The organism is Microcystis sp. M061S2 (assembly GCF_020245605.1).
In the GTDB taxonomy this organism is placed as follows: Bacteria; Cyanobacteriota; Cyanobacteriia; order Cyanobacteriales; family Microcystaceae; genus Microcystis.
Map to the genome: position 1 here is coordinate 63,495 of NZ_JADBUP010000024.1, position 25,469 is coordinate 88,963.

General features: G+C 40.7%; 26 protein-coding genes. 16 read left to right on the plus strand and 10 right to left on the minus strand.

Annotated elements, in window-relative coordinates:
* The first annotated feature begins 19 nt into the window (after nt 1–19).
* Complete coding sequence (locus IM475_RS05535) at nt 20–265, plus strand: ssr2422 family thylakoid membrane protein (RefSeq protein WP_002749050.1); 246 nt, start codon at nt 20–22, stop codon at nt 263–265.
* A gap of 89 nt (nt 266–354) precedes the next feature.
* Here IM475_RS05535 and IM475_RS05540 read toward each other — a convergent pair whose 3' ends face one another.
* The 3 genes from IM475_RS05540 to rpmB all read right to left on the minus strand — a co-directional run bounded on the left by IM475_RS05540 (nt 355) and on the right by rpmB (nt 2,336).
* Nucleotides 355–1,482, minus strand: coding sequence for an amino acid ABC transporter permease (locus IM475_RS05540; RefSeq protein ID WP_287726935.1), 1,128 nt, complete (start codon nt 1,480–1,482; stop codon nt 355–357).
* A 206-nt stretch (nt 1,483–1,688) separates the two neighbouring features.
* Entirely contained in the window at nt 1,689–1,955 is a 267-nt protein-coding gene (psaK, locus tag IM475_RS05545) for a photosystem I reaction center subunit PsaK (protein ID WP_002760753.1), read from the minus strand.
* Between the two features lie 144 nt (nt 1,956–2,099).
* Entirely contained in the window at nt 2,100–2,336 is a 237-nt protein-coding gene (gene rpmB / locus IM475_RS05550) for a 50S ribosomal protein L28 (protein WP_002732080.1), read from the minus strand.
* 169 nt (nt 2,337–2,505) lie between these two features.
* Here rpmB and IM475_RS05555 point away from each other — a divergent pair, with 169 nt between their 5' ends.
* The 6 genes from IM475_RS05555 to ispF all read left to right on the plus strand — a co-directional run bounded on the left by IM475_RS05555 (nt 2,506) and on the right by ispF (nt 12,132).
* A complete protein-coding gene (locus IM475_RS05555) occupies nt 2,506–5,706 on the plus strand; it encodes a type ISP restriction/modification enzyme (protein ID WP_287726936.1) in 3,201 nt (1,066 codons plus the stop codon).
* 148 nt (nt 5,707–5,854) lie between these two features.
* Nucleotides 5,855–8,671, plus strand: a complete 2,817-nt coding sequence (secA, locus tag IM475_RS05560; protein ID WP_287726937.1) for a preprotein translocase subunit SecA — start codon at nt 5,855–5,857, stop codon at nt 8,669–8,671.
* 231 nt (nt 8,672–8,902) lie between these two features.
* Nucleotides 8,903–9,106, plus strand: coding sequence for a hypothetical protein (locus IM475_RS05565; RefSeq protein WP_287657601.1), 204 nt, complete (start codon nt 8,903–8,905; stop codon nt 9,104–9,106).
* A 175-nt stretch (nt 9,107–9,281) separates the two neighbouring features.
* Entirely contained in the window at nt 9,282–10,469 is a 1,188-nt protein-coding gene (locus tag IM475_RS05570; protein ID WP_287726938.1) for an AAA family ATPase, read from the plus strand.
* A 24-nt stretch (nt 10,470–10,493) separates the two neighbouring features.
* On the plus strand, nt 10,494–11,105 hold the full coding sequence (locus tag IM475_RS05575; protein ID WP_002799501.1) for a DUF4276 family protein: 612 nt from the start codon (nt 10,494–10,496) through the stop codon (nt 11,103–11,105).
* Between the two features lie 547 nt (nt 11,106–11,652).
* On the plus strand, nt 11,653–12,132 hold the full coding sequence (ispF, locus tag IM475_RS05580; protein ID WP_287726939.1) for a 2-C-methyl-D-erythritol 2,4-cyclodiphosphate synthase: 480 nt from the start codon (nt 11,653–11,655) through the stop codon (nt 12,130–12,132).
* A gap of 22 nt (nt 12,133–12,154) precedes the next feature.
* On the opposite strand, the gene IM475_RS05585 is transcribed toward ispF, so the two are convergent.
* Both IM475_RS05585 and IM475_RS05590 read right to left on the minus strand, forming a co-directional pair.
* Nucleotides 12,155–12,373, minus strand: a complete 219-nt coding sequence (locus IM475_RS05585; RefSeq protein WP_002760734.1) for a type II toxin-antitoxin system HicA family toxin — start codon at nt 12,371–12,373, stop codon at nt 12,155–12,157.
* Between the two features lie 3 nt (nt 12,374–12,376).
* Nucleotides 12,377–12,631, minus strand: a complete 255-nt coding sequence (locus tag IM475_RS05590) for a type II toxin-antitoxin system HicB family antitoxin (RefSeq protein ID WP_002760732.1) — start codon at nt 12,629–12,631, stop codon at nt 12,377–12,379.
* A gap of 306 nt (nt 12,632–12,937) precedes the next feature.
* On the opposite strand from IM475_RS05590, the gene argS reads away from it, so the two are divergent.
* From argS to IM475_RS05610, 4 genes are all read left to right on the plus strand, one after another.
* Complete coding sequence (argS, locus tag IM475_RS05595) at nt 12,938–14,695, plus strand: arginine--tRNA ligase (protein WP_287726940.1); 1,758 nt, start codon at nt 12,938–12,940, stop codon at nt 14,693–14,695.
* Between the two features lie 559 nt (nt 14,696–15,254).
* Nucleotides 15,255–15,647 carry a Mo-dependent nitrogenase C-terminal domain-containing protein gene (locus tag IM475_RS05600; protein WP_287726941.1) on the plus strand — a complete coding sequence of 131 codons (393 nt, stop codon included), beginning with the start codon at nt 15,255–15,257 and terminating at the stop codon, nt 15,645–15,647.
* A 30-nt stretch (nt 15,648–15,677) separates the two neighbouring features.
* Nucleotides 15,678–16,436: a hypothetical protein gene (locus IM475_RS05605; protein ID WP_287726942.1), complete on the plus strand. Its 759-nt coding sequence runs from the start codon at nt 15,678–15,680 to the stop codon at nt 16,434–16,436.
* Nucleotides 16,437–16,440: 4 nt separating this feature from the next.
* The gene (locus IM475_RS05610; RefSeq protein WP_287657595.1) at nt 16,441–16,692 is read left to right on the plus strand and encodes a hypothetical protein; all 252 of its coding nucleotides are present in this window, start codon (nt 16,441–16,443) and stop codon (nt 16,690–16,692) included.
* A gap of 42 nt (nt 16,693–16,734) precedes the next feature.
* On the opposite strand, the gene IM475_RS05615 is transcribed toward IM475_RS05610, so the two are convergent.
* The 5 genes from IM475_RS05615 to IM475_RS05635 form a co-directional block, all read right to left on the minus strand.
* The gene (locus IM475_RS05615; protein ID WP_287657594.1) at nt 16,735–17,142 is read right to left on the minus strand and encodes a hypothetical protein; all 408 of its coding nucleotides are present in this window, start codon (nt 17,140–17,142) and stop codon (nt 16,735–16,737) included.
* Nucleotides 17,142–19,082, minus strand: coding sequence for an AAA family ATPase (locus IM475_RS05620; protein ID WP_287726943.1), 1,941 nt, complete (start codon nt 19,080–19,082; stop codon nt 17,142–17,144). The genes IM475_RS05615 and IM475_RS05620 overlap by 1 nt, the downstream gene beginning before the upstream one ends.
* Before the next feature lie 9 nt (nt 19,083–19,091).
* On the minus strand, nt 19,092–19,259 hold the full coding sequence (locus IM475_RS05625) for a hypothetical protein (protein WP_287657592.1): 168 nt from the start codon (nt 19,257–19,259) through the stop codon (nt 19,092–19,094).
* 80 nt (nt 19,260–19,339) lie between these two features.
* On the minus strand, nt 19,340–21,391 hold the full coding sequence (locus tag IM475_RS05630) for a DEAD/DEAH box helicase family protein (RefSeq protein ID WP_287657591.1): 2,052 nt from the start codon (nt 21,389–21,391) through the stop codon (nt 19,340–19,342).
* A gap of 1 nt (nt 21,392) precedes the next feature.
* Nucleotides 21,393–21,719, minus strand: coding sequence for a hypothetical protein (locus IM475_RS05635; RefSeq protein ID WP_287726944.1), 327 nt, complete (start codon nt 21,717–21,719; stop codon nt 21,393–21,395).
* 106 nt (nt 21,720–21,825) lie between these two features.
* On the opposite strand from IM475_RS05635, the gene IM475_RS05640 reads away from it, so the two are divergent.
* The 5 genes from IM475_RS05640 (at nt 21,826) to IM475_RS05660 (ending at nt 25,469) form a co-directional block, all read left to right on the plus strand.
* The gene (locus tag IM475_RS05640; protein ID WP_287726945.1) at nt 21,826–22,527 is read left to right on the plus strand and encodes a 16S rRNA (uracil(1498)-N(3))-methyltransferase; all 702 of its coding nucleotides are present in this window, start codon (nt 21,826–21,828) and stop codon (nt 22,525–22,527) included.
* Between the two features lie 15 nt (nt 22,528–22,542).
* Entirely contained in the window at nt 22,543–22,671 is a 129-nt protein-coding gene (locus IM475_RS05645; protein ID WP_287726946.1) for a hypothetical protein, read from the plus strand.
* A gap of 78 nt (nt 22,672–22,749) precedes the next feature.
* The gene (locus tag IM475_RS05650) at nt 22,750–23,379 is read left to right on the plus strand and encodes a DUF6391 domain-containing protein (RefSeq protein WP_287726947.1); all 630 of its coding nucleotides are present in this window, start codon (nt 22,750–22,752) and stop codon (nt 23,377–23,379) included.
* A 79-nt stretch (nt 23,380–23,458) separates the two neighbouring features.
* The gene (locus IM475_RS05655; RefSeq protein WP_002800416.1) at nt 23,459–23,692 is read left to right on the plus strand and encodes a photosystem I reaction center subunit IV; all 234 of its coding nucleotides are present in this window, start codon (nt 23,459–23,461) and stop codon (nt 23,690–23,692) included.
* Nucleotides 23,693–24,080: 388 nt separating this feature from the next.
* Nucleotides 24,081–25,469 carry an aspartate aminotransferase family protein gene (locus IM475_RS05660; protein WP_287726948.1) on the plus strand — a complete coding sequence of 463 codons (1,389 nt, stop codon included), beginning with the start codon at nt 24,081–24,083 and terminating at the stop codon, nt 25,467–25,469.

Genomic DNA, 25,469 nt, shown 5'->3' on the forward strand with positions numbered 1-25,469 from the left:
TTGATTGCTAATCAAGGTTATGCAAATTCCCGAAAATCCCAGTAATGATGACATCAGAGAAGCGTTGATTCAATTGCGAGAAGAACTTGGTCAAAAAGTTGACCGCTTAGAATATAAATTTGATGCCTATCAAAAAGGTACAGACGGTATGGTGAGAATGGCTACTACTATCATCATTGCCACCGCTTCTGTGGTGGTTTTATCTAGTCTTAGTCCTGCGGTGACAGCAATTATCACCGCTTTATATTCTGGTAATGCTCATTAATTAATTTATCGCTAAATTCTGGTGCATTAGGCTACCTTTTGGTGCGATTGATTCGGTGCGTTACGCGATGCTAACACACCCTACCTGTCCTAAATTTGTACCCGTTTGTTTAATTGATTCATAGTCAGAGAAATCACCAGATTAAAGAATAAATAGGTGGCCATAACTACTATTAACATCTCTAGAGCTTTTCCTGTCTGATTAGCGATGGTACTAGAGATAGCATAAATATCATTATAACCGATAGCGATCGCTAAACTAGAGTTTTTAACCAGGTTTAAACATTCATTAGTTAAAGGAGGAATAATCACCGGCAAAGCTTGAGGAAAAATTACTAATCTCATCACTAATAAAGGTTTTAATCCCAAGGCTTTAGCTGCTTCCCATTGTCCCCGATTAACCGATTGAATCCCTCCCCGTACCGTTTCCGCAATAAAGGCAGCTGTATAAACAGTTAAACCGATTAGGAGAGTAGCAAACTCGGAAGAAAGATGTAAACCGAAGTCAATATTTTGATTAAGAGGATTAACTTGGGGATTTTGCCATTCTAAACCCCAGATTAGAGGAATTATAACTAGGATTATTAGGCTAGTTAGACATAAACTAAGTTTATTTTTTATGGATAAAAATAATGAGAGAATTATTCCTAAAATAATGATAGCTAAGGCTAACCATGTCCTGAAACTATTAGCGGGGAAAGGCAAATAGACTCCTGAGTTATTTAAGAATACCCTGCCAAAAAACTCTAGAGAGTCCTCAATCTTCGGCAGTTTCAAAAATACAGCAAAATACCAGAAAAATAATTGTAATAATAGGGGAGTATTGCGAATAGTTTCCACATAAATTGTTGCCAACTGACGAATTAACCAATTATCCGACAAGCGACCTAACCCGATGACTATTCCCAGACTAATCGCCAAAAATATGCCACTAATCATAATGCGGAGGGAATTAACTAATCCCACCAAAAGAGCGCGAAAATAGGTATCGGTGGGACTGTAGGCAATAGGAGAGTCACCAATAGCAAAAGAGGCTGGTCGGTCAGGATCAAAGAGAAATCCAAAGCCAAAACTTAAGCGTAGGCGTTGGAAATTAATCACTAAATTGCGACCAAAAAACCAGAAAATTATGCACAAAATTAGCAGGATAATTACCTGTAGAAAAATCTTCTGAAATCGCTCATCGTACCAAAAAGAATTTTTTTGAGGTAGAGTCATATTTATTAAATAGCTGGTTATAATTAAATCCCCCCTATATCCCCCCTTGATAAGGGGGGTGCCGATCCCCCCTTAGTCCCCCCTTAATCCCCCCTTAATAAGGGGGCATCTGATAATTTTTAACGCCTACCTACTTATATAGTCCAGAATTTTTCACAAAAGAAATCGGTGACTTTTGGCCACCGATTGAGAAAATCAAAACATATTTAGATAACTCCCAGACGGGAAAGACCGAGGATGACACCGGCGCCGAGGACATGACCAAAACTGGTAGTACCCAGTAAAGCGCCTAATCCCATACCACCGAATAAAGCGGGGGAAGGTAAAGCAGGACCGACATTTTGTTGTTGAATAGTCGCTTTACCGAAAGCAATAGCGAGAATATTGCAGATAATCATGACAATCGCCACTTTGGGACTCCATTCGCTGGAACCTTGTACGGCGGTGGCGGCCATTAATAGGGTTGAGTACATTGAAATTCTCCTGAACAGGTCGTTTTAAGTTTTTAATCTTAAAGGTAGTTTTCACCCCACATCACGCCCTGTTGCAATACTTAATAATCAAAAGCAGAGGAGTCAACAATAAGGCCGATTCGTCTCCACTTATGAACTACTCGCTTAGTACAAATTCAAGTTTAAGCCTACTTCTCTAGCGAAGACGGCTAATCCTTTCTTTTCAATGGTTTTGATAGCTTTGGTGGAGATGCGTAGTTTTACCCAACGGTTGCCTTCCGACCACCAAACTCTTTTCCATTGTAGGTTAGCTTCTTGTAATTTTTTGGTGCGACGGTGGGAGTGGGACACCGCATAGGCGTTATTGGCCTTTTTCCCCGTCATAGTACAGACTCTAGACATAATTTGCTCCTGTGCGATCGATGTTTGTCAATAGTCAACCTTTCTAGTTTAACTCAAATCTCGCCAGAAGTCCCCTTAAACGGGTATAACTTGAGCAGCAATTGAGAACATTGGGGGCAAATGAGGTTATATTTTATCTATAGAAGAACGTTTGTATGTCGCAACGATAATGAGTAATTCACTGCCAAAATATCTAGAGGAAATCACAGGCATTTATCAACAGGGTAACGCCACAGAACACAGTTATCGTCCTGCTTTAAAAAAATTAATTGAATCCCTAAATAATAACCTACAAGCTCTCAATGAACCCAAAAGGATTGCTTGTGGCGCTCCGGATTTTGTGATTAATCAGGGTATGGTAGAAATTGGCCATCTGGAAGCAAAAGATATCGGAACTTCTCTCAAAAAGGTTGAAAATACTCCCCAAATAAAACGTTATTTACAGGCTTTGGGTAATTTAATTATCACTGATCATTTAGAATTTCGTTGGTATGTATCGGGAGAATTGCGTCTATCAGCTGCCGTGGCAAGTCTTAATCAAAAAAAGCAAATTAAGCCTGATTCCCAGGGTATTTTACAAGTAGAACAATTGTTCTGTCAATTTTTCCTCTCAAAAGTTATTCAGATAACAACACCGCGAGAATTAGCGAAAAAAATGGCCGCTTTAGCGCAGTTAATTCGAGACGCAATCGGCCAAGCTTTAAAAGATCAAGATTGCGGGGGAATGTTGCGGCAACAATTGCAATCTTTTCAACGAGTTTTAATTAGTGATCTCAATGAAGCGCAGTTTGCGGATATGTATGCACAAACAATTTGTTATGGTTTATTCGCAGCACGCTGTAATACGGATCAAATAAGTTCTTTTTCCAGGGAAACGGCGGGATTTCGACTACCGAAAACTAACCCTTTTTTGCGGGGAATTTTTCATCAAATTGCTGGTACAGAATTAGATGAGCGGATTACTTGGGCCGTGGATACTCTAGCCACTATTTTACAACAAACGGACATGGATGGTATTCTTAGCAGCTTTGGAAAACGCACGCGCAAGCAGGATCCTGTGGTTCACTTTTATGAGACTTTTTTAGCAGAATACGATAGTAAAATGCGTGAGTCTAGGGGTGTTTATTATACCCCTGAACCCGTGGTTTCTTACATGGTTCGCAGTGTGGACTATATTCTAAAAAATAAGTTTCAGATTCCTAAAGGTTTGGCCGATGCCAAAAAAATTACGATTAAAAATCCTAATAATAGCCAAGAAACTCAGGAAGTTCACCAAGTTTTAATCCTCGATCCTGCTGTGGGAACTGGCACTTTTTTACACTCTGTTATCGACCATATCTATGATAGTTTTCGTCAACAGAAAGGGATGTGGTCTAGTTATGTCAGTAAACATTTATTACCCCGTCTCTTTGGGTTTGAATTACTGATGGCTCCCTACACCGTAGCACACATGAAATTGGGTTTACAACTTCAGGAATTAGGCTATGATTTTAGTGCCGATGAACGCTTGGGAATCTATCTCACCAACACCCTACAGGAAGCTTTTCAAATTCCCCCTGCTGATGGGTTTTTAAATCGCATTCGCGATGAAGCAGCTGCGGCAAAAGATGTTAAGCAAGAAATGCCAGTTATGGTTATTTTAGGCAATCCTCCCTATTCCTATCAGTCGATGAATACTGACCCTTGGATTGTGAATTTGGTTAAGGATTATTATCAATTAGATGGAAAACCATTGGGAGAGAGAAACCCTAAAGGTTTATTAGATGATTATGTGAAGTTTATTCGCTTTGCTCAGTATCGGGTAGCGGAAACTGGTTATGGAGTTGTGGCTTTAATTACAAATCATGGTTATTTGGATAATCCCACTTTTCGGGGAATGCGTCAAAATTTGATGCAGACTTTTGATGAGATTTATGTTTTAGATTTACACGGCAATAGTAAGAAAAAAGAAGTTTGTCCCGACGGTTCAACCGATCAAAATGTGTTTGATATTCAGCAAGGTGTAGCGATTGCGTTTTTTATTAAGTATCAAGATAGTCAGCAAGATTTAGCCAAGGTTTATCATGCTGATTTGTGGGGTGTTAGAGAGGTTAAAGAGAATAAGGAGTTAGTTGGGGGTAAGTATCATTGGTTAGATGAAAATGATATTAGTTCAACTGAATGGGAAATTATTAAACCTGAAGCAAGTTTTTATCTCTTAAAAAATCAAAATACAGCTTTATTCCCAGAGTACGAGAAAGGCTGGAAAATAGTTGATATTATGTGTGTTAATTCAACAGGTGTAAAAACTCACAGAGATCATTTTGTTTTTGATTTTGATTTTGAATCTCTTTATAAGAGAATAGAAGATTTTAGAAATATTCAAATCGCCGACAAAGAAATTGGAGAAAAATATAATATAAAAGATACAAGAGATTGGAATATTTTTGAACAAAGAAGAGCTTTGTTTAACAATAGTCAGTGGTTAAGTTATTTTACTAAATGTTTATATCGCCCTTTTGATTTAAGAGAATATTATCACCATCAAAATGTAGTTGAACTTCCAAGACAAGAAGTTATGCACCATTTTGTAAACTTTGACAATTTGGGTTTAATTACTTCTCGACAACAATCACAAAGTGGGATTTGGTCTTTAAGTTTTGTGACACAAAATATCATCGAATGTTGCTCTATTTCTAATAAAACAAAAGAAACAAATTACATTTTCCCCCTTTATCTTTACCCAACTAATAACCCAACGCTATTTGACACAGAAGCAACCAACTCGCCAAATGGTCGCCGTCCCAATCTAGCGCCTGAATTTATTAAGGAACTTTCGGCAAAACTTGACTTAGAATTTATCAGTGATGGCAAAGGAGACGAAAAGAAAACCTTTGGACCGGAAGACATTTTTAACTATATCTATGCCGTCTTTCACTCTCCCCAATATCGCCAACGTTACGCCGAATTTTTAAAAATAGACTTTCCTCGCGTTCCCCTAACCAGTAATAAAGAATTATTCTGGGAATTAGTCAAAAAAGGTGACAGATTAGTGCAGTTACACCTAATGAAAGCAACGGGAAAAGAAATTAGTAGCTATCCCGTGGCGGGTTCCAATCTAGTCGAACAGGTGAAATATGACGAAAATAAACAACAAATTTCGATTAATTCTGACCAGTATTTTGCGGGGATTCCGCCCCAAATTTGGAACTTTTATATCGGCGGTTATCAAGTGTGTCAGAAGTGGCTAAAAGACCGCAAAGGTCGCCACCTTAGCTACGATGACCTAGAACATTATCAACAAATTATCTCCATTTTGGGAGAATCGATCGCAATTATGGAAACTATAGATATAATTATCAATAAATATGGTGGTTTCCCCTTTAGTTAAGCCACCGGTGAGAGAAGATTAACTTAATTTTTGCCCACTGGCAAGAGTCCCTTTTCACCGATAAATGATTCTCCACTCCCAACGAGAGTGATACAATTGTTAACACCACAGACCAAGAGCCAATCGAAGCGAGAGAATAAAAACTGCTATGTTAAAAGCCCTACTCGGAGATCCCAACGCCCGCAAAATTAAAAAATTTCAGCCCCTCGTCACCGAAATCAACCTGCTGGAAGAAGACATTAAAAACCTGTCCGATGAGGAATTAAGGGGTAAAACTGGCGAATTTAAGGAAAGATTAGACAAAGCGAGAAATTATGAGCAAAGAGAGGATATTCTCGAGGAAATCCTCCCCGAAGCTTTCGCCATTGTCCGGGAAGCGGGAATCCGAGTCTTAGGGATGCGTCACTTTGACGTGCAGTTATTGGGGGGAATGGTACTGCACAAAGGACAAATCGCCGAGATGAAAACCGGGGAAGGAAAAACCCTAGTTGCCACTCTCCCCGCTTATTTGAATGGATTGACCGGAAAAGGGGTTCACGTCGTCACCGTTAACGATTATCTCGCCCGTCGTGACGCGGAATGGATGGGGCAGGTACACCGCTTTTTAGGGTTAAGTGTGGGACTAATTCAAGCCGGCATGAGTCCAGAAGAAAGAAAGAAAAATTATGCCTGTGACATCACCTACACCACTAACAGCGAACTCGGCTTTGATTATCTGCGCGATAACATGGCTACAGTGATGGGGGAAGTCGTCCAAAGACCCTTTAACTACTGCGTTATCGACGAAGTGGACTCCATTCTTATTGATGAGGCCAGAACTCCATTAATTATATCAGGACAGATCGATCGACCCACAGAAAAATATATTCTCGCCGCCGAAATCGCCAAGCAATTAGTGCGCCAAAAAGTAGAAGACGGACCGGGAGACTACGAAGTTAACGAAAAAGACCGTAACGTTTTAATGACCGATGAAGGCTTTAAAAAAGCGGAAGAACTATTAGGAGTTACCGATTTATACGACCAAGAAAATCCCTGGGCGCACTATATTTCTAACGCTATTCGTGCCAAAGAACTCCAGAAAAAAGACGTTAACTATATCGTCCGCAGTGGTGAAATTGTTATCGTTGATGAATTCACGGGACGGGTATTACCGGGGCGACGTTGGGGCGATGGTTTACATCAGGCAGTGGAGGCTAAGGAAGGGGTGGAAATTCAACAGGAAACCCAAACCTTAGCCACGATTACCTATCAAAACTTTTTCCTACTCTATCCGAAATTATCCGGCATGACCGGGACGGCTAAAACCGAAGAAACGGAACTAGAAAAAGTCTATAACCTGCAAGTAACAATTATTCCCACTAACCGCGTTTCTCGTCGGCAAGATTTAGCCGATGTGGTCTATAAAAATGAACAGGCAAAATGGAACGCCGTCGCCGAAGAATGTCAACAAATGCACGAACAGGGTCGCCCGGTTTTAGTCGGTACTACCAGTGTGGAAAAATCGGAAGTGCTTTCGCTGTTATTACAGGAAAGAAAGATTCCCCATAACTTGCTTAATGCCCGTCCAGAAAACGTGGAAAGGGAATCGGAAATCGTCGCCCAAGCAGGCCGGGCCGGGGCTGTAACTATTGCTACGAATATGGCGGGACGGGGAACCGATATCATCCTCGGTGGTAACTCCGACTATATGGCCCGATTGAAAATTCGCGAGTATTTAATGCCCAAATTAGTTATGCCCGAAGATGACAATTTGGCCTTTAGTTTACCCAGTTTAGGCGAACGCAATCGCCCGCAAGGATTCGCCTCGGGTAAGAAGAAAAAAAACTGGCGTGCCTCGGCGGAAATTTTTCCCACCGAGTTACCGAAAGAGGTAGAAAATGCCCTGAAAGAAGCGGTTAAATTTGCCGTTGATACCCACGGAACTCAAAGTTTACCCGAATTAGAAGTGGAAGAAAAAATCGCCATCGCGGCCGAAAAAGCCCCCACGGATGACCGGGTTATTCAAAAGTTACGCGAAGTCTATAAATTAATTCGCAAAAGTTATGAAGATTACACGGGTAAAGAACACGATGAAGTAGTAGAAAGAGGCGGACTGCACGTTATCGGGACGGAACGCCACGAATCCCGCCGTATTGACAACCAATTGCGAGGCCGGGCGGGCAGACAGGGCGACCCCGGTTCCACACGCTTCTTTTTAAGCCTAGAAGACAATTTATTGCGGATTTTTGGGGGCGACCGCGTGGCCGGTTTAATGGATGCCTTCCGGGTGGAAGAAGATATGCCCATTGAGTCGGGAATGTTAACTCGTTCCCTGGAAGGAGCGCAAAGAAAAGTGGAAACCTTCTATTATGATGCCAGGAAACAGGTGTTTGAATACGACGAGGTGATGAATAATCAACGGCGCGCTATTTATGCCGAACGTCGTCGGGTTTTGGAGGGGATGGACCTAAAAGAACAGGTGCTGCAATACGCCGAAAAAACCATGGATGAAATCGTCACGGCTTATATTAATCCCGAACTGCCGGCGGAAGAATGGGATTTGGAAAAACTGATTAGTAAATCTCAGGAATTCGTCTATCTGTTGGCAGATATTACCGCTAAAGATGTCGAGGAGATGAGTGTTAATGATATCAAGATGTTCCTACACGAAGAAGTTCGCAAAGCCTACGAAATTAAGGAACGTCAAGTGGATAGTATTCGCGCCGGTTTAATGCGCGATGCCGAACGTTATTTTATCCTGCAACAAATCGATATGTTATGGCGCGAACACCTGCAAGCTATGGAAGCTTTACGCGAGTCGATTGGTTTACGCGGTTACGGTCAAAAAGACCCCCTAATTGAGTATAAACAGGAAGGCTACGAGATGTTTTTAGAAATGATGATTGATATCCGTCGCAATGTGGTTTATTCCATGTTCCAATTCCAACCGCAAGGACAACCCCAAGCAGTGGCTAGTGAACAGTAAAAACTAAAAGTTGGCTTAAATTGGGGAGAATTGGCTAAGGCTGATTCTCTCATTTTTTTCTACCGAGAAATCAGTCACCCACAATCCACACTAGGACAAAAATTATCAGTCCGATTACTCCATAGGACAACAACGACCCCAAAAAATTGAGGATTTGTATGGGAAAATGAATCAAAACTTGGTAAGTAAAATCGGCAGCTGCCAGCAAGGCAGCGAAAAACATAATCACAAGTGTTATCATACTTAATATCTTCTCAATCTGATAGAATAAATGGCTATCCTTCGCGGGAATCGGCAGTGGATAGTCAGAATTTAGGAGATTATCCCCAAGAAAAAACTCGGAGTGCGGTAGAATCGGGAGAGCGTTGGGTTTCATGCTTCAACCGTTCGGCAAAAGCTCACGGCCGAAGCCCAACCTACGTTCTTGTTAAATAAGATTTAGTATAACTCGATCGCTGTTAAAATTGCGGTAGAATCAGGAGAGCTAATTTGCTATAACCAGTCCAGAAGAGCGAGATTACTAAAAATTGACCAGTTTTTTGCGGGAACTGGGAAAATTAACAGCTAATCTGGGACAAGACGAGCTAAAAGCAGCAGAGAGCAACAATCAATGTCTAAAAACTCTATACCTCGAATCGAAAATCTGCGCGTGCAAAATTACCGAGCTTTACAGGACTTAGAATTAAAAAGCATTACTCCTTTAACCGTTTTTCTCGGTCCTAATGGGAGCGGAAAATCTACCATATTTGATGTCTTTGCTTTCCTCTCTGAATGTTTTACTGTTGGTTTAAAAAAAGCTTGGGACAAACGGGGAAGATTTAAAGAATTAAGAACCAGAGGACAAGAAGGTTACATCATTATCGAATTAAAATATCGAGAAAAATTGGCATCACCTTTAATTACCTATCATTTGGCTATTAATGAAGCTAACAATCGCCCTTATGTTGCCGAAGAATGGTTACAGTGGAGACAAGGAGCGAAGGGCAAACCTTATCGCTTTTTAGACTTTAAAGAAGGGGGAGGAATAGTGATTAGTGGAGAAAATCCCCAAGAAGAAGATGAACGAATTTCTGAACGATTAGACTCCCCAGAATTTTTAGCTGTTAGTACCCTCGGACAATTGGCCAAACATCCCCGGGTTAGTGCTTTGCGTCGTTTTATCACAAGTTGGTATCTTTCCTACTTAACCGCAGATAATACTCGCACTCAACCAGAAGCAGGAGCGCAAGAAAGATTATCGCCAACTGGTGACAATTTACCTAATGTTATTCAATATTTAAAAGAAGATCATCCTCAACGATTAGAATCTATTTTACAAACCCTTTCTCGTCGAATTCCTAGATTAGAAAAAGTAGAAGCATCTATTATGCCGAATGGACAGCTTTTACTGCAAATTAAAGACGCACCTTTTCCAGAGCCAATTCTTGCCAAATTTGCCTCCGATGGCACTTTAAAAATGTTGGCTTATTTAACTATATTATACGATCCAAGCCCTCCGCAAGTACTGGGAATAGAAGAACCAGAAAATCATCTTCATCCCCGTTTATTACCTGAATTAGCAGAAGAATGTCGGGCAGCGACCGCAAGTACACAATTAATGGTAACAACTCATTCTCCCTTTTTTGTAGATGGTTTGAAACCAGAGGAGGTTTGGGTACTTTATCGAGATGAAAATGGTTTTACTCAAGCTAAACGTACTTCAGCAATGCAAGGAGTTAAGGAATTTATTCAAAATGGTGCTTTGTTGGGTCAATTATGGATGGAGGACTATTTTGATGTGGGTAATCCTAGCATTTAAGTTTAATAGCAAAGGAGGGAAAAAGTGCATCTTGAATTTTTAGTTGAAGAATTTTCTACCCAAGAATGTTTAAATCAAATTTTACCTAAAATATTATTTGAGAATGTCACCTATAAAATTCATGCCTTTCGAGGTAAATCCGATTTAATCAAAAAACTACCGGAGCGATTAAAAGGCTATCAATGCTGGATACCCGATGATTATCGAATCATTATTCTTGTAGATAGAGACAATGAAGATTGTCAAATGCTCAAAGAAAAGTTAGAAAATATTGCCCAACAAACAGGACTGATCACCAAAACGATTAGTGAAGATAAAAAAACATTTCAGGTGTTAAATAGAATTGCTATAGAAGAACTAGAAGCTTGGTTTTTTGGTGATATTCAGGCTATAGTCTCAGCCTATCCCAAAGTTTCTACTAATGTGGGACAGCAAGCAAAATACAGAAAACCCGATGAAATTACGGGCGGAACTTGGGAAAACTTAGAAAAGATACTTCAAAAAGCTGGGTATCATCGAGGAGGTTTAGAAAAAGTGAAAGCAGCCCGAGAAATTTCTCAATTTATGACTCCTGCTCATAATTGTTCTCCTAGTTTTCAGATTTTTTATCAAGGTTTATTGGCGATGATTAGCTAAGGATATTTAGGAAAGTAAATGATGAAACTGCTAGATCACTGTCAAGGATAAATCGATTTTTAACTGTTGAATAAATTGTTGCATAATTGTTCAAAATTCGGTGTTTAACTATAGCGTTTCCTAAGCTAGTAAGGTACACCTATTTTTCTTCCCTTTTGCATGAGTGCCTAAAACCCATAACTTTTGTACCTTAGCAGACTGAAAAACGCTATAAATCTTATTGAAAAAGAACGTAGGTTGGTTTGAAGCATGAAACCCAACGCTCTCCTGATTCTACCGCAATTTTAACAGCGATCGAGTTATACTAAATCTTATTTAACAAGTATAGAGTGGCAAGTGGGAAGTGGGTTTTTAAAGTTGGATTGGCAGTTAATGATACTATCAAAAATCAATTTAGTATAAGCTTTCATTGTATTGGGAAAAACTTCAGCAGAATAGTTCATCCTTCCTAGCTAATTAACTAATAAGGACAAGTTAGGGAAATCTTTTCCCTAACTTGTTCCCTTTTGCGATAAGATAATTAATATAACTTCAAGGAGACTGCTCTATGAATATTCGTATTGGTAACGGCTACGATATCCACCGATTGGTAACAGGAAGACCTTTAATTTTAGGAGGAGTAGAGATTGCCCATACTGTCGGTTTATTGGGTCACAGTGATGCCGATGTCTTAACCCACGCTATCATGGATGCCATGCTGGGGGCGCTTAGTTTAGGCGATATCGGTCATTATTTTCCCCCCACAGACCCACAATGGCAAGGGGCGAATAGTTTAAAATTATTAGAACAAGTTAATCAATTAATTATCGATAAAGGTTGGCAGATTAATAATATTGATTCGGTAATTGTCGCCGAAAAACCGAAAATGAAACCCCACCTTATTGCAATGCGAGCCAAGTTAGCAGCAACTCTCAAGATTAATCCGGAACAGGTGGGAATTAAAGCCACTACTAACGAACAATTGGGGCCAGTAGGACGAGAAGAAGGTATCGCAGTTTATGCCGTGGTTTTATTGGTTAAGGAGTAGGTTAAATGCGTTGTTTTCCCTGCTATTCTCCCAGCCATTCTTCCCTGGTAATACCCGCTTGATTGAGAATGCGTTTTAACAGTCCTACCCCTATTTCACCTTGATGAGGATTGGGGATAATTATCGTTAAATTATCGCGACGCATTTGAGGGTGTTTACCCCCAGCGTAGGGACCGTCAAACCCAAGTTCTCGTAATCTTTGAACTAGATTAAGCCATGATATGGCGGTTAATTTAGGCATATCTTAAATTGAAGACATGGGTTGAGGAAGGAGATTAAGATCTATTCCTGCTAACAATGGAATTGGCAAACCTAAACACAGACGCAAAGCAATCCAATCGCTTAAAGCTTCGCGCAATTCTTGCCGGCAATCTTCTAGATTGGCGTGATTTGCCCAAACTCCCTGAAGGGGTGGAATTTCACCCCAATAAGTGCCATCTTCTTCGATGATTTCGTATTGAGCCAATGCCATCGCTTGATCAATATAACTGGCTAACATGGTTGTACTATTGGTAAAGCTTACTTACTATATTAAAGCAAATGTTTCCCAGCAGCCAGCTGCATTGGATTCGCCTTCAGATTATGATAAGGTAAGATGGTCAATAACCTGAGTTGTCTGGAGTGTTAATCTCGTTGGCTCGAAACTATAATGAATACACCACAAAAGATCATCAAAAAAATCTTGAAAGAATACCATCAATCGGCATCTTCAGTAGCTAATTCTCCCCACAATCTGGTTACTGCTAGGAAGCTAACCAATTCCTTCTCAATTTTTGTCTAATCCCTAATTGCTATAATTCTCTCTATGACTGCCATTATCCAACAAATAAAAGAACGCTTTTCCCAATCCCTAGTTAAATCCTTTGGTGAAAACTTCGCTGATACCGATCCTCTAATTGTCGCCGCTAGTAACCCCCGTTTTGGCGATTATCAATGTAATATTTCCCTCTCTTTAGCCAAAGAATTAAAACAAAAACCCCGGGAAGTGGCGGCAACTTTACTAAAAAATCTAGAGATAGATGATCTCTGTCAACCCCCCGAAATTGCCGGACCCGGTTTTATCAATCTTACCCTTAAACCCAGTTATCTAGAAACCCAATTAAAAGACCTAATTACTGACAACCGTTTAGGAGTTGCCGCTGCTAACCCCAGTCAAAAAATTATTGTCGATTTTTCCAGTCCCAATATTGCTAAAGAAATGCACGTCGGTCACTTGCGATCGACTATAATTGGTGATTGTATTGCTCGGATTTTGGAATTTCGTCACCATCAAGTAATTCGTCTCAATCACGTCGGGGATTGGGGGACTCAATTCGGGATGTTAATTACCTATCTACAAGAAGCTTATCCTAGCGCTTTAACCCAAGCGGATGCTCTGGATTTAGGGGATTTAGTTAGCTTTTATAAAAAGGCTAAAATTCGTTTTGATGAAGACGAAAACTTTAAAGAAACTGCCCGTCAAGCCGTAGTAAAATTACAGTCGGGTGATCCTCAAAGTCGTCAAGCATGGCAGTTACTTTGTCAACAATCACGACGGGAATTTCAGAAAATCTATGATATTCTCGATATAAAACTGACTGAAAGGGGCGAATCTTTTTATAATCCCTACCTGGAAGCAGTAATCAGAGAATTAGATCAACAGGGATTGCTAACAGAAGACAACGGCGCTTTATGCGTCTTTCTCGATGGTTTTACCAACAAAGAGGGGGATCCTCTGCCCCTAATTGTCAAGAAATCCGACGGCGGTTATAATTACGCCACCACCGATTTAGCAGCAATTTGTTATCGAGTGCGGCAAGATAAAGCCGAAAGAATAATTTATGTCACCGATGCTGGACAAGCTAACCATTTTGCCCAAGTATTTCAGGTGGCTAAAAAAGCGGGATTTTTACCCGATAATGTGGCAGTGGTTCACGTCGCTTTTGGATTAGTTTTAGGGGAAGATGGTAAAAAATTAAAAACTCGTTCCGGGGAGACGGTAAAATTACAAGAATTACTCGATCAAGCGATCGCCTATTCCCTAGCTGACTTAGAAAAAAGACTGGCAAGCGAGGAAAGAGAAGAAACCGGCGATTTTATCGCTAAGACTGCCGAAACTGTCGGATTAAGTGCCGTTAAATACGCCGATCTCAGCCAAAATCGCAATAGTAACTACGTTTTCAGTTACGACAAAATGCTCAATCTGCAAGGCAACACCGCCCCCTATATGCTGTACGCTTACGCTAGGGTCCAGAGTATCAGTCGCGAAGGTGGTATTAATTTTCAGGATTTAAGTGCCAATTCATCGCTAATTCTCAAGGATGAAAGCGAATTAATTCTGGCTAAACAATTACTGCAACTTCCGGAAGTAATTAGTGCCGTGGAAGAGGATTTATTACCCAATCGTTTATGTGATTATCTTTACGAACTCAGTAAAAAGTATAATCGTTTCTACGAAAATTGTCCCGTTCTTAAAGCGGCAGAACCGATTAAAACCTCTCGTTTAGTTCTGTGTGATTTAACGGCAAGAACCCTAAAACTAGGCTTATCTCTCTTGGGTATCCCCGTTTTGGAAAGAATGTAAATCAGTTATCAGTTGACAGTTATCAGTTGACAGTTATCAGTTGACAGCAAAAAACTACCCAATTCATAATTGATAATTGATAATTCATAATTCCCACACCCCACCCCTTGGATTGCGTATCTTTGACAAAAGCGGGTGCTATTTTATACCCAGAAAAAGTGTACTATGCTGACGTGAAAAAACCTGAGTTTTTGCTAACCTAGAAATAGCTCTAATCAGAGCCAATGTCTTGGGGCGAAGCTTAGAGATTAATCTAGTTAAACTCACTCGTGACGTTATCTTATTGTCGTCTGTTGCCTATTAGCTTTCAGGTGATAACTCGGAGGTAGAGAGTTAGTACAAATGCTCAAACTTCCTCTCGCTGCTCCCTGCTCGCTCATAGACAGTCTTAACGAGTAATTTAGATAGTTAACAGCTTACTCCCGCATCTGGGCCGCTGACGCAATAAGCCACATCTGTTATCCCAGAGATGTTATCTTTAAAGCGGCCAACTATCCGAACATCCTAGAGGATTTTCGGGAAAGATTGTTCGCCCTCTCGTAATCTCAGATAGAACCTTATGAGTCAATCAATAGAAGGTAAGGCTATGGCTGATGCTGATGTATCAGATTATACCACAAATAAAATAATTTTGTCTAATTGGATTGCCCCTTGGTCGAAAGGCAATCGGAAAAACCCGTCACCGCAACCAAAATGGGATTTATGGCAACCCCTGCGGCAACGAATCGATCATCTAGAAATCAATACACCTGCACTAGCTCATCGGATTTGTCGTCTAATTCCGGCTCAATGTCCCTTTGCGCGGAAAATTACCCTATTTAGCCGGACAATTCTAGAGATTCCGCCCCTTTGCAAGCTAAATCCCCTCTACGAAAACCTAATGATGTTAAGATTTCGCGCTCTTTCTTACCTAGCCGATGAATGTGGAGAGGATATCGGTGCTTACTGCTAAAATGGTTGAGTGTCTTTAATCGCCACACCTATGGCCATCATTGCCCTGAAAGCTTGGTATCTGGACAAATACGAACCTATCCGCGAGGTTGTCAAACGTCCCCACGACTTGCGCTTAAGTCGCAATAGTCTCTTAAAATCGGGTTTAAGAGCCGATTTTCTCGATGATAGTCTGACAATACAGGGTTCTGTCTGGTTCCAACGCTATCTAGAAGGGGAAAGGGTGGAATTTTACCTCGAAGGTAGTGGCGGTTACGTCATCTCGAATATTGACCTGATTTCCCAAGAAATTTACTTTACTAAACAAGACCTCAGCGCTTGGCTGGATCCCGTCATTTATTTTAGCTCCCAAAACCAATTTAAGGACTCTAGCACCGCTTTAAAAACAGTTTTGACCGAAACCGTCGAAAATCTCAATAAACGCTCCCGTTTGCCCTTAAACATCGAAGAAACGCCTCGAACTGAGGGCAATGTCACCCGGTTGAGTGATAGTCAATTACGCAAAATTCGCAAAAGTTTATTATTTATTGCCGATGCTACGGCGATTAGCCAAAAGGAAACGGAATTACTGCCTAGTCCCCTAGTGGGTGTAGAATTGGGTTATGCGATCGCTTGTAAACAGGGCGGACAAATTCTGCTAACCTATCAAAATCGAGCGGAATTAAAGGGTAAACTAGCTTTTGACCTGCCAAGCTACCAAAAATTAATTTTCTCAGATCTGAGCGAATTGCGTCTGACTTTTCCGCCTTTAATGGCAACTTTATTACAAAAATTCAATCTGATTAGTTAAAAAAATGAGTAGAAAAGCTGACGAGTACGCTGTACATTTGTTCTTGAGCAGTGGACATCGCGAGGAAGTCCGTTTTTTGACTATCCAAGAATTTCAAAAGTGGTACAGTAAGGAATTAGTTCCGAAAGCCGATTCCCAGGATTTTATCAATGTTCCGATCAGAAATATTCAAGGGGAATATATGGTTTTACGTCCGGCTAGTATCGTTGCTATTCGCGTGGAACCCGTCTTTTTTGGCAGTGTGGAAAGAATGTAATTTGTCGTTATCCCTAAAAAAGATTGTTAGATAGGGAGAATTTTAGAGATTATTGATAATTCTCTCAATGTCAGCTTGAATTTGATTACTGACTTTGCCTTGCCAGCGTTCTTTTAATTCCCTTAATCCCACTTCTGCGTATTGACAGATCTTATCTAAAACTTCTTTGCCATCGCTGGGTTGAGGATAGGAATTCTTTTTACAGATAATATAAATTCCTGCGGTTAAAGCTAAAATAACTTCTGGCTCGATTTGGCTAATAGTAATTAAATCCTGTCGATTGCTCAAAGTGGTTCCGTAGATACTGAAGTCTTGTTTAATGGCAAAAGCAGCGGCGAATAAATAAGCATCTACCATGCGCTCAAAAGTTTTATTATCTTTTAGTACCTGTAGATAATTTCTGGAAGTTTCCGAGGCATAAATCTTCAAACTGGAATCGATTCTCTGCATTAGTAACTCTCCATCACTTCAATCACGGAAGCATCTTCATCGGCAGCCAAACGGTGTATTTTAAAAATATCAGTAGTGTGGGGAAGCAAGAGATTTAAAAGTGGATCGGGAAGATCGCGATCCGTGGCTAAAATAATCACTTGGGAGTTTAAATTAGGGAGAGAGTTAATAATATTTTTTTGATGTTCTTTGTCTAAATGTCCAAAAGGTGTATCCATAATTAGGGGGACACAGGTATCAGTTATTTGATTTAAACCGGTGATAAAAGCAAAGGCTAAAGCTTCCTTTTCTCCCGCACTTAAGACATCGGGATGTAATAATTCTCCTGTGATGGTACGGATTCCTAAAGTGTATTCGGGAGTGATTTCTACTCCTGTATATTCTTCTGGTTTATTGGTTACTTGTAAATAGCGATCGCTGGTTACTTGATTAATCATTTTTTGGGAATTATCGATATGCCATTCGATTAATTCGTTAGTGGCATTTTTTAAACCTCTGGCCATTTTAACCTGATTAGATAACATCAATGTGGTTTTATTTTCACTAGCTAAAATTTCCACTTCTTTGCGTAAATCTTCTAATTGCTTTTCTTTGATTTCAATTTCCTTTTGCAAGCGTTCGATCCTTTCTTGGATAACCTTAACTTTTTGTTCCGATTCGCCAACTTTTCGCCAAATCTCATTAGTTGATTCTTGATTGGTTCCCGTGGTTTCCTGTTTTAGCTGTTTAATATGTTGATTAATTTCTTCGATTTCTTCTTCTAAAAGATATCTTTGTAAAAGCAATTGACTATAATTGCTAAATTTGGCATTATTTCGGATAATTCCCTGTAAATCAATTCTGATTAGGTCTTTTCCTATTCTGGTGGCGTTGTCCACTTCTAAGGACTCTAGTTCGGCAATTTGTTGCAGGATAAAGTCACGAGAATTTTTATCTAAACAACGACCACATAAACAACTTTCATCGTCAAGTATTGCTTTTAAAATTGCTGTAGAATTAGTTTTATAAGTGCTTTTTAAGCTAGTAACTTGCAAATCATCGGCCATTTCCTGCACAAAGTTAATCAGCAAAGGTATCGAAGCTTTTTTTAACCAAGAATCAATAGACTTTTGTAGGTTATTTAACTGAGTTTGTAAACCGATATGCTTTTTCTCTAAGTTATGAATTTCCTCTAATTTTTCTCGTAAGCTTTCAATCTGAGCGGCTTTTTCTTGAGCATCCTGATGGATGATTATAGCATCTTTTTCGTTATTTTTGGCATTTTTAATCTGACCTTTTTTAAGATCAATGTCTTCTTCTAATTCTCGCAATTCTTGCATCTTATCTTTAAAAGTTTGACTGGTTCCCTTGGCTTTATCTAAACGGTTTTCTAATTCTTGTAAGGCTTTTTCTGTATCATCACGCAGATTTCTTAATTCAGGGATACCCAAAACTTTTTCAATTGCTTCTTTTGCTTCTTTAGTTTGAGTTATCTGGGTATATTGTTCAATTTTTAAGCCATCAAAACAGAAAAAATCTCGAATAGATTTAGGAAGCAATGCTTCGATATATTCCCTAGAGTTACTTCTCATGGTTCCATCTTCATAAAATAATGCTTCCTCTACGCTGGGATAAAAAGTGCTGCCATTAACTTTTAGTTTCGCTGTGCGACTGATAAAGTAATTTTTATCGTTTTTAGTAAAATTTAATTCTACCCGCATTTCTCTTACTGATGATGAATCATCCTTACCTCGATAAAAATAGGTTTTCAGAGTCTCTTTAGATACAATATCTCCCCCATAGAGACACCATAAAATCGCCGTCATCAGAGAAGTTTTACCGTGGCCATTATTACCGAAGATGATCTGAATTTTTCTGTCGGGATGCAGGTTAAAAGTAATATTTTGACTGGGATAACATTTCCAATTAGTTAAGCGAATTTGTTTCAGTCTCAAAGTCATAGAGTTTATTTATTGTGAGGAGTCGGTATATTTTTCGATAAGTTCGACAATTTTAGGTGATAGCCGCCGATTTTGTAGAGTAATTTTTTCTACTTCTAAAGCCATGGCTTCCTTGAGCAGTTGGGGAGGTATCTCATATTTTTGTGCCAGTTCTTTAATTTTAGCAGTTATGTCCATGGATTTTCTGGGGGTTGGGGAGTGGGTATTGTCAAGTCTTAATGCTTATTTGCCAAGAGATACCTTGATGAGGATAAATTTTATAACAGATCTGAGTAGGTAAGGCCATAGTAACTTAATTCTTGGACTAATCTGTTGATAACTGTAGCTTGATTGCTGGCTGCCCGGGCAAAATCAATAACTCTTTTGATCTCCGATGCGATTAATTTTACCTCACCATCGCCCCAAGGAGGAACCACCAAGACATCGATTAAAATCGCTTTCTTCTTGGCCACGGCTGCCCGGAGAATTCTGCCGCGACGTTGAATAAATTGACGAGGAGAAGCATCGGCAGCGAGGATAATTCCCTGACTGACTTGTGGGATATCAACTCCCTCATCGAGACATTTTACCGCCACTAATGCGTCAAGATTTCCCGAAGATAACTGTGATAATAACATAACTCGATCGCTGTCTAAGGAACTATAGCGAGCGACTCTTTTTCCCTGACGCGCCAATCGGGTACTAATAGCAGTTGCTTGGGCAATATCGGCACAATAAATTAATGTTTGTTCTAAGGTGTGTTCAGCCAGAATACGATCAATTATAGTTAATTTTGCCCCCGCTGCTTTAATTAATTGCGCCCGTTGAATTAATAAACAATTCACTGCTTTACTGTCTTCTTGGCTAAATAAGCGAGCAATTTTTGCAGTTAACTGACGATATTTTTCCTGTTCTTCTTCTGCGAGATAGGTGACATAAACGTGATAATCGTACTCGCACAAAATCCCCTGCTGAATAGCTAACTCTAACCCGTATTCATAGACGATTCCCCCAAAATAATCTAAAACTTTTTCCGTACCGAGTTCATCGTAGGCACGCAAAGGAGTTGCTGATAAACCCAAACGATAACTAAAATCATCGCGTAAAAGACGCTGATAAACTCCCGCACCAGTAGCGTGAACTTCATCGGCAATTAATAAAGATTCTTTTGGCAAACCTCCCGCATCGGTAATTAAATCACTAACGGTATTTTTAGCTAACTCTCCATAGGTTCCCACCACAATTACAGGATATCTCTGAGAGGGCAATTCTTGATGATTAATTAACCGTAATTTGCGAAATAAAACCTCACGCCAAGCACGAGAATTACCCATCGCTACCACAGGAAAAGCATAGGTAGTTCGACAGTTTAATTCTTTCACCCACTGCTGGACTAATTCTTTAGTAGGTACACCGATAACAATTAATTCTAACCTTGATAAACCACTAGCGGCAGCTAGGGCTGTAATCGTTTTTCCCGCCCCTGTTGCCATGGCGAGTATCCCCTGATATTTGGCTTGTTTCCATGCACTTATTGCCTCAATTTGACGGGGCTGTGGTCTTATTTTTAGGGGAGAGGATAACTGATATTGGCTGGTATCGGCGGCAACTTTAAAAGTTTTTTTGCTACTGCTATCGGGTTCGGTAGTGGGTGGAAAATCAGGACGAAATTTTAAGAGAGATTGGGCTGCTGCTGCGGGAAAATCCCAAATATCTAGATGGGGAGTTTGATTGTGCCAGAGTTTTTCAAAATTATCAATTTTTCTCTGGACTCTTAGCTGTTCCTGAGATTGCCAAGAGCGAAAAATATCGATACACTCGAAATTATCCTGTAAACTGCTGTGACTTTCATTCGCAGAACCAGTAAAAGCGATCACATTTTCAAAAGCATCAATAAATAGGCCTAACTTTTCATGGTATAAGCCAAAATTAGCTAAGTTTTTCGGGATGGCTAATTTAATTTCTAAGACTCCCTGACTTAATAACCAAGCTAAACAAGCAAAACGATTTTTAGTAATTTCGTCTAAGTCAATTTCTAGAACTGATAATAAAGATTTATTAATCACTTCTTCCCTTTGCTTTAATCCCTGGCTAATGGCCTCGATATCTTCTTTCGAGAGATAGGGAGAAGCAATTAAACGCATTTTTCCACCTCCGCGAATTAAAGCGGTTAATCCTTTGGCTAGAGAGACAAGGGAAGAACTAGAAAAAAAGCCGACTGCTCGACAATAGAGGGTAGATTGTGCTAAACAAGGTAGATAAAAATCGGCAATGAGATTATGGCGATCACTACGGTATTCTTCTAATAAGTCTAATTGTTGTAGTGGCAATTTAAATTCCTCCTCGATCTCGTTTTAAATCATAAATAACTTTTTCATAACACCAGCTTTTACTGCGTTGGGGATTTCTCAATCTAATATTTAAAAGCAATCGAGTCGCTAAAGCTTTATCTCCATTCACGAGGGTTAAAAGTTCTCTTTCTAAGTAGAAAAGTTGATTCTGACTGATTGGCAACTTTTGACGATTATTTTTAGAAGTAGATCTTTTCGGTTTAGTGGGGGATAAAGATAGGGTATCGACTAACCACCAGATAGCTACAGCTAACCCCAACAAAAGCACCCCAGTAAAAGAGTATAAAACGATGCCTAGTAAATTCATTAATCAATTCCCGTATTTCTTAATGATCAAGGTTTTAGGCTAATCTACCCTATACAAAAACACCACAAAAGCTAAAATAGATAATAGCAATATAGACTAAACCGCCTTGTATTACCGTCTTCTTCTTGATTTTAATACCCTAGAAAACGGGTTAATTGCCTTAACACCCGAACAAAGTCATTATCTTAAAAAAGTTGTTCGTTTAAAATCCCATGACCGTTTTATTGCCCTAAATGGACAAGGACAAGCTTGGTTAGCGGAAATAATTGATAATTCGGCCTATCTTTTAGAAGCGATAAACGAAACTACCGAACTACCAGTACAAGTGAATTTAATGGTAGCAATTCCCAAAAATGGCTTTGATGATATCGTTCGCGCTGCCACCGAATTAGGAGTTTATCGGATTATTCCCCTGCTGACAGAACGCGGTTTAGTTAATCCTAGTCCTCAAAAAATCGACCGTTGGCGAAAAATTGCCCGGGAAGCTGTAGAACAATCAGAAAGACAGATTATTCCCATTATCGAAGAACCACAACCATTTTTAGCCATCCTTAACCGGGGAGCTAACCCACAGACAACTTGTTATATTGGTGTTACGCGTAGAACAGTGGCCCCGCTACTTTCTCAATTGCAAACATCAACCGAGATAACCATGGCCATCGGACCGGAAGGGGGATGGACGGAGGCAGAAATAGAACAAGCGATCGCTGCTGATTTTCTGCCTGTATCACTGGGAAAACGCATTTTGAGAACAATTACCGCTCCCTTAGTGGCTCTCGCTATCATTAACGCCTATTTAGACAGCTAATTGACTAGAGTTTCTATGACCAAGACCAGCAATCGAGATAACTGGAATCATTTCGCTTCTTACCTAAAGCAACAACTGGCAGTAGCTCTCCTCTGGTCAGATTTTCCCTTTTTTGCCAAAACCACCCTGGTCAATCCCCATTAAAGACACCTACTGGGACACCGCCTTGCAACTCTATAGCACCCTTATCTTCCTCGAAAAAACTCCCCCTAGCGCAACTTTATGACCCCTAGTAGCCCTTCTAACCCCTCTTTTGACTGGTTTAACCCCTCGCCCCAGCAAGACAGCGATTTACTGGCACAAATCGGCTTTATCCCCGGTTTCAAAGAATTTCTGACCCTGCGACAGGTTCACGCCTTGGAACACGCCACCGTCTGGGTATTGAGCGAAATGGCTGCCCGTCGTCAATCGCCTTTTGACCATTCCCAAGCGGATAACGAGGCCCTGGGGGGACTCTCCACCGATAGGGGTTTTTATCTCTACGGACAGGTTAATACAAATGAACTACAAATTGCAGCCAAACAGGCGCTTCATCGTCTCAAAAATGGCGAGGGGCAATTGGCATTACATCCGCGTTGTGGCACCAATTTATCGGTAACTTTAGCCTTAACCGCCGGCTTAGTCTTAGGAACTCATCTTATCTTCCCCAGAGGTCCGATTTCTCAGTTATTAGGCTTAGGTTTAGCCACTGCCGCCGCTTTTCAAATCGGGCCGGATGTGGGAATGTCGGCCCAAAAATACCTGACTACGGCCATTCCTTTTAACTTAACAATCGTTAACATTGCACCAAAGGCAGACCTATGGGGACGTTCGGGGCATTTTGTCCAAACAGAGTGGCAAGATTTGCAATAAAACTTAAAGTAAAAACCCTTTCGGCAAACTCGCTCTGATTGTAACCTGTTAACTAAACCCTTAAAAAAAAACAACAGCTATGCCTGGAATCGAACGCGGAGCCGAAGTTAGAGTCAAACGGAAAGAGTCTTACTGGTACAACGATGTAGGAACCGTAGCCAGTGTTGATAAAAGTGGTATCCTCTATCCCGTTATCGTCCGTTTTAATACTGTTAACTACCACGGTTTTAGTGGTAGCGCCGGTGGACTGAATACCAATAACTTCGCTGAAAGTGAATTGGAACTCGTTAAGGCTGCCCCCGCTAAGAAATAAAGCTGACTAAAATTCAGCCTATCATCACCGACTGACTGACAGGGATTCTCTCTTGTTGGTCGGTTTTTTTATAGCTGTCAGCCTTGTATCAGTTATCAGTTATCAGTTATCAGTTATCAGTTCACTGTTTACTGATATTACATTTTGGGCGCACACGATGGGCTTCTACCATATAAAAACTGACTAATAAATTATCTCAAAGTCGCTTTAACCTTTAGCCAACAAGAGCTAATTAGTTTAATTATCCTAGATAAGTTCTTAAATACTTGACAAAATATATTGAATAATTTATAATATTAAATCACCAAAGATCATGATAATGTGCTATGGACATAATCGGTTTTGAGGTGTTTGAAAAATAGTTTTTCAGTAATCAAATCTGGAATTTATGAGCATTTTAGAACTGATAGAAAAAAGACTAGAAGAAAACTTTGCCCTCCACGAACAATACCTAAACCCCCAGATGGTTAGGGTACTAAAAACGATCGGCTATGATCGCCACTACGTTAAAGCTCAAGGTCCGTACCTATTCGACAATCACGGGGAAAAGTATCTGGACTTACTGAGTGGTTTTGGTGTTTTCGCCCTCGGACGCAATCACCCCAAGATCGTGCAAGCTTTACAAGAAGTATTGACGGCAGCATTGCCCAATTTAGTCCAATTGGATGCTTCTATCCTAGCGGGATTGCTGGCGGAACGGTTAGCAGCGATCGCACCTCCCGGATTAGAACGAGTTTTCTTTGCTAATTCCGGCACAGAAACCGTCGAGGCTGCCATTAAATTCAGCCGCTACGCCACCGGACGCAGCCAAATTGTTTACTGTCAGGGAGGCTACCACGGGTTAACCATGGGTTCCCTTTCCGCCACCGGCGATCCCCATTATCGCCAGGGATTTGGGCCTTTTGTCGCCGATTTTGAGGAAATTCCCTTCGGCGATCTGGCTGCGCTCGAAAAAGCTCTAATTAACCAAGAAGTAGCGGCTTTTATTACCGAACCGATCCAAGGTCACGGGGTGAGAATTCCCGAACCGAACTATCTCCCGGCGGCGGCTGCCCTTTGTCGTCGTTACGGCACTCTTTTTGTGGCCGATGAAGTGCAGACCGGTTTGGGCCGGACTGGCAAAATTTGGGCAGTGGAACATTGGGGGGTAGAACCGGACATTTTATGTGTTGCCAAGGCTCTTTCGGGTGGTTTTGTGCCAGTGGGAGCGGTTCTCTGTCGTCGCTGGATCTTCGATCGAGTATTCGATCGCATGGATCGTTCTGTGGTTCACGGTAGCACTTTTGGTAAAAATAATCTGGCCATGGCCGCCGGTATTGCCACTTTACAGGTGATTGAAGAGGAAAAATTAGTCGAGCGATCGGCCGTAATCGGTCAACAAATTATCGCAGAACTACAGCCGCTCGTAGATCAGTACGAATGTTTGCAGGAAGTGCGGGGATTGGGTATGATGATCGCCTTGGAATTTGCCGAGCCGAGCAGTTGGTCACTAAAAGCCGCCTGGAAAATGCTAGAAACCGCCAATAAAGGGCTATTTTCCCAGTTAATCGTCGTTCCCCTCTTTACCCGCCATCAAATCCTCTCGCAGGTTTCCGGCCACGGCATGAATATCATCAAGTTTATCCCCCCCCTCACCCTCTCCGATGAGGATTGCCGTTGGCTTGTCACCGCCGTTAAAGATGTGGTGGCCGATGCTCACCGCTTCCCCGGAGCCGCTTGGGAATTCGGCAAAACCTTGGCCAGTCAAGCTATCCGCCAAAAAACCGCCAAAAAATAG

Excerpts from the sequence above, each read along its gene's own strand:
- IM475_RS05650 (WP_287726947.1), top strand. The coding sequence starts at position 22,750 with ATGACCCCTAGTAGCCCTTCTAACCCCTCTTTTGACTGGTTTAACCCC.
- IM475_RS05570 (WP_287726938.1), top strand. The coding sequence starts at position 9,282 with ATGTCTAAAAACTCTATACCTCGAATCGAAAATCTGCGCGTGCAAAAT.
- IM475_RS05555 (WP_287726936.1), top strand. The coding sequence starts at position 2,506 with ATGAGTAATTCACTGCCAAAATATCTAGAGGAAATCACAGGCATTTAT.
- IM475_RS05655 (WP_002800416.1), top strand. The coding sequence starts at position 23,459 with ATGCCTGGAATCGAACGCGGAGCCGAAGTTAGAGTCAAACGGAAAGAG.
- IM475_RS05605 (WP_287726942.1), top strand. The coding sequence starts at position 15,678 with ATGGCCATCATTGCCCTGAAAGCTTGGTATCTGGACAAATACGAACCT.
- psaK (WP_002760753.1), bottom strand. The coding sequence starts at position 1,955 with ATGTACTCAACCCTATTAATGGCCGCCACCGCCGTACAAGGTTCCAGC.
- argS (WP_287726940.1), top strand. The coding sequence starts at position 12,938 with ATGACTGCCATTATCCAACAAATAAAAGAACGCTTTTCCCAATCCCTA.
- secA (WP_287726937.1), top strand. The coding sequence starts at position 5,855 with ATGTTAAAAGCCCTACTCGGAGATCCCAACGCCCGCAAAATTAAAAAA.
- IM475_RS05535 (WP_002749050.1), top strand. The coding sequence starts at position 20 with ATGCAAATTCCCGAAAATCCCAGTAATGATGACATCAGAGAAGCGTTG.
- IM475_RS05585 (WP_002760734.1), bottom strand. The coding sequence starts at position 12,373 with ATGCCTAAATTAACCGCCATATCATGGCTTAATCTAGTTCAAAGATTA.
- IM475_RS05645 (WP_287726946.1), top strand. The coding sequence starts at position 22,543 with ATGACCAAGACCAGCAATCGAGATAACTGGAATCATTTCGCTTCTTAC.
- IM475_RS05660 (WP_287726948.1), top strand. The coding sequence starts at position 24,081 with ATGAGCATTTTAGAACTGATAGAAAAAAGACTAGAAGAAAACTTTGCC.
- IM475_RS05635 (WP_287726944.1), bottom strand. The coding sequence starts at position 21,719 with ATGAATTTACTAGGCATCGTTTTATACTCTTTTACTGGGGTGCTTTTG.
- IM475_RS05615 (WP_287657594.1), bottom strand. The coding sequence starts at position 17,142 with ATGCAGAGAATCGATTCCAGTTTGAAGATTTATGCCTCGGAAACTTCC.
- IM475_RS05540 (WP_287726935.1), bottom strand. The coding sequence starts at position 1,482 with ATGACTCTACCTCAAAAAAATTCTTTTTGGTACGATGAGCGATTTCAG.
- IM475_RS05610 (WP_287657595.1), top strand. The coding sequence starts at position 16,441 with ATGAGTAGAAAAGCTGACGAGTACGCTGTACATTTGTTCTTGAGCAGT.
- ispF (WP_287726939.1), top strand. The coding sequence starts at position 11,653 with ATGAATATTCGTATTGGTAACGGCTACGATATCCACCGATTGGTAACA.
- IM475_RS05600 (WP_287726941.1), top strand. The coding sequence starts at position 15,255 with ATGAGTCAATCAATAGAAGGTAAGGCTATGGCTGATGCTGATGTATCA.
- IM475_RS05620 (WP_287726943.1), bottom strand. The coding sequence starts at position 19,082 with ATGACTTTGAGACTGAAACAAATTCGCTTAACTAATTGGAAATGTTAT.
- rpmB (WP_002732080.1), bottom strand. The coding sequence starts at position 2,336 with ATGTCTAGAGTCTGTACTATGACGGGGAAAAAGGCCAATAACGCCTAT.
- IM475_RS05625 (WP_287657592.1), bottom strand. The coding sequence starts at position 19,259 with ATGGACATAACTGCTAAAATTAAAGAACTGGCACAAAAATATGAGATA.
- IM475_RS05590 (WP_002760732.1), bottom strand. The coding sequence starts at position 12,631 with ATGTTAGCCAGTTATATTGATCAAGCGATGGCATTGGCTCAATACGAA.